Source organism: Agarivorans sp. (assembly GCF_050295395.1).
Taxonomy (GTDB): domain Bacteria; phylum Pseudomonadota; class Gammaproteobacteria; order Enterobacterales; family Celerinatantimonadaceae; genus Agarivorans.
On sequence record NZ_JBNKPP010000093.1, the window covers coordinates 1 to 3,462 of the forward strand.

General features: G+C 43.2%; 3 protein-coding genes and 2 pseudogenes. 3 read left to right on the forward strand and 2 right to left on the reverse strand.

Features of this window, described 5'->3' with window-relative positions:
- Nucleotides 1-104: pseudogene (locus tag ACQY6Q_RS05790) on the forward strand (tRNA cyclic N6-threonylcarbamoyladenosine(37) synthase TcdA); the annotation flags it as partial.
- Between the two features lie 142 nt (nt 105-246).
- Here the strand turns inward: ACQY6Q_RS05790 and ACQY6Q_RS05795 are convergent.
- On the reverse strand, nt 247-1,878 hold the full coding sequence (locus tag ACQY6Q_RS05795) for an ATP-binding protein (protein WP_427978991.1): 1,632 nt from the start codon (nt 1,876-1,878) through the stop codon (nt 247-249).
- A 168-nt stretch (nt 1,879-2,046) separates the two neighbouring features.
- On the opposite strand from ACQY6Q_RS05795, the gene ACQY6Q_RS05800 reads away from it, so the two are divergent.
- Entirely contained in the window at nt 2,047-2,658 is a 612-nt protein-coding gene (locus ACQY6Q_RS05800; RefSeq protein ID WP_088211070.1) for a superinfection exclusion B family protein, read from the forward strand.
- Nucleotides 2,659-2,771: 113 nt separating this feature from the next.
- Here the strand turns inward: ACQY6Q_RS05800 and ACQY6Q_RS05805 are convergent, their stop codons facing one another.
- A complete protein-coding gene (locus ACQY6Q_RS05805; protein WP_011715898.1) occupies nt 2,772-2,903 on the reverse strand; it encodes a DUF3149 domain-containing protein in 132 nt (43 codons plus the stop codon).
- A gap of 299 nt (nt 2,904-3,202) precedes the next feature.
- On the opposite strand from ACQY6Q_RS05805, the pseudogene ACQY6Q_RS05810 reads away from it, so the two are divergent.
- Nucleotides 3,203-3,462 (forward strand): annotated as a pseudogene (locus ACQY6Q_RS05810) (bacteriohemerythrin); the annotation flags it as partial.

The following is a 3,462-nucleotide window of genomic DNA, read 5'->3' on the forward strand; positions in this document are numbered from 1 at the left end:
TGGTGACAGGCACCTTTGGCTTTGTAGCAGCAAGCCGCGTACTCGCTAGGCTCGCCCAAATTGCAAATGAACCCGTTGCAAATGAACCAGCTGCGAGTGAATAAGCGGTAATCGATAAGATAAAGTCTCAAGGTTAAAAACTAAATCCACAGCCAATGCTGTGGATTTTTGTTTAGTGGCACCAGAGTTTGCTTTATTCGCCTTCCACAGGCTCAACTTGCCATCAAACTCGTATCAAACACTCCATCAAATCGTAAAGTCATGGTGTGTGGTGAGTTTGGGCGAATCGCATTGGGTGAGGGGAATGCGGATATTAAACTGTGCGCCGCCCAGTTGTGAGTCTGCTTGATAGTTCATGGTGCCCTTTAGCAACGTGGCGGCATTGAAGGCGGCGGATAAGCCTAAGCCTGTGCCACCTTTACTCCTGCTGGTGGTAAAGAAGGGCTCAAACATATGCTCTGCCACCTCGGGTAGAATGGCAATGCCATTGTTTTCAATGCTGATATTCACGTAGTCTTGCTCTAGCTTGGCCGTAATTTGGATCAGATTATCTTCTCTATCCTGAAAGGCATGGGTGAAGGCATTAGAGAGAATATTACTGACGATTTGATTGAGCAGGCTGACATTGGTCTGGATGTTGAGCGCAGAATTAACCTGTAGCTGAGTTTGGGCTTTAACCTTGGGATACATAATTAAGGTCGATTCTAAAATCTCTTTAAGTTGACGGTGCAGATTGATGCATTGATGTTCTTCGTGGCTACGGTCGATGGCGATCGTTTTAAATTTTTGGATCAGGCTACTGGCTTTACTGATATTACGAACTATCAACTCACAGCTTTCTTGGTACTCATCTAAAATGGCGTTGATTTCATCTAGAGTGGCATGCTCGCTATGTATTAGCTCGATAAGCTCTTCAATATGGCTCAGTTGGGTACTGGCCGCCGTCAAACAAATGCCGATCGGTGTATTGATCTCATGGGCCACTCCCGAGACTAAACCGCCCAATGCCGCCATTTTTTCCTGCTCAACCAATACTTGCTGCGCCCGTTTCAGCGCCGTTAATGATTGCTCTAATTCCTGTGTTCTTTCTTTGACTTGCCTTGCGAGTTCTTCCTTATAACTGCGTTCGAGCGTCAGCAAGCGTTCTCTATCTTCTAAGGCGGTTTGTAATTCGGTTTTAGAGCGTTTTAAGGCTGCGAATGAGCCGCGCAGTTGCGACTGCATATTGTTGATGGCATCGGCAACTTGGGTGAATTCATCGACTTTTTGTTTGCGATCGAAGGCTAATGGCTCGACATCGGTATCGAGATCGATGCGTTTGCAGTAATTACTGAGTTTGTCTAAGTGTTTAGTAATGTTGTACCAGACTAAAAACAGAATAAATCCAGCGACTAAGAAGGTTTTTATCGCATTAGAGAGCAAGATCAGAATGGCTTTATCGTAGAGGCGTTGGTAAATGGCATCCATATCCACTTGAACCTCTAAAGTGCCGACATTAATGCTGTCAGTTGGCGACTTATACACCAGAGGAAATACTTTATTGAGGGTATGGGTTGGCTTCTCATTGCCGGCGTTCCACGATTGGCCGCTATCATCTTTTATCGAAATATAATTAATATCAGGTAGTTGGATTAAACCATTCAACTGAGTATTAATCAGTCTTTCATCGATAACCCAAATACTGGCGGCGAGTACATCGAGGTTGGCTTTTTCAATATTGGAGAATACGCGGTCAATACGAGTCACATCGCCGCGATAGTCGTTAATCAGCTGATAGGCCGTTGTCACTAAGGTGATGAGGGAACTAAAGAGGATAATAGACAAGGTGAGATGCCTGCCTATCGGGCTTTTAATAAATTGGCTAAAGAAAGTCGGCATCTTAAATTATCTATAGCTAATAGCGAGTTGGATGCTTATAAGCATAGACTCAAGCATCCAGATTGTGCATTTTATCCCCATGAAATATCCCGCAATTTTGACTGATACACTGGCATCAAACTTGCTTGATGCCGTCTAAGTTCAATTTTTTGTCGCTGGGATAAGACTATGATTAAATTCAAACTGGATTCAGTGAAATTGTTTAGCCCTAAAAAGATGATGTTTCGAGTCATGCTGTGGCTAATGGTAAGCTGCGCTGTATTATTGGCGATCCCATCCAATGTGCTTGCCATGCTGGCGTTGGATAAGTTTGTTCCCGAGCATGCCCATTTTGTTGGCCTAGGGCTGATTATCTCCATTGCTTATTTCTTAACGCAGCTATTGAACCTTGGCTTAGATGAATCGATTCGTCACTTGAGTGATAAACGAATGATCGAAACGATTGAGGCTAAGGTCAATTTGATGGATCGTGCCGAGCGCGCTTTATTACGGGAGTTCTTTTTACAGGGCGCCACCATTTTGACATTGCCGCAAAATGAACCCGCAGTAAAAAGCTTACTCAATGCCTGCATCCTCGAATGTTTAGGTAATGAGCGCCATTATGCAATCCAAGGTCCTACGGCGGATTATAAAATTTCGATGAAGGCACGCATGTATCTGAATCGTGGCGTGCTGCGTTTACCCGCAGGAGAGCCGAGCCAGGAAGAAATGCAGCATTTGATTAAAGCGCGCCCGCAGTTTTTAAATGGGGTAGTGCAAAGCCGTAAACACGCCGCTTAATACGGGTTGTGTACTAAAGCAGAAATCACAGGCACAAAAAATGGGGGTTAGATTAACCCCCATAACAACGTGCAATTTTTACAATGAACAGAATAACAATTTGGAAGCAAAAACTACGATTGTTGCGCGGACTTCACAATGAACATCCAAGTGATATAAGAAATTATCCCTATAGTGCTAAAGATAACGATCATTGAGAGTAAACCAATTGGGTTACCGAACATTAAATCTAACCAAAATGCCATGATTGAAATCCTCTTTCCTGTGAAGTCCCCTCTACACTAGCGTCCTTAATGTTTCTAAATACTGATCCTGATCAATAAAAATCCGACATCTTAAAACAAAGTTGTAACTACAAGTTAACTATGTGATGTGGTTCAAATTTAGGCTTGAATGAAATAGTACTTATCTCTATTGTCTTGGCTTTGTTTCTTGTCTCGTTAAGAACTAGTCTTAAGAGTATCAGTCACGAAATGATATTGAGATCTGAACTTTACCTAACGAGTTGTTGATTGAGTCGACTGCATTTTGGAAGGAGCCAAAAATGGCCAATGTTACAGCTAAGAATGGCACCATGGGCTACGGTATTATCTTTGCGCCTATGGTCTTACTCTTATATCCCCTCTATTGTTTAGTCACTAGTGCGCATTGGGTGGCGACGCTCTGTTTAATTGCTCTTGCCGTGATTCTCTTTTTAAACATTAACAAACTGATCCGTAACTTAAGGCACTTAGAACGTGCGGCCCATCACTTAGGCGATGGGGATTTAAGTTATCAGCTCGATGAGAAAGATGCGGGTGTGTT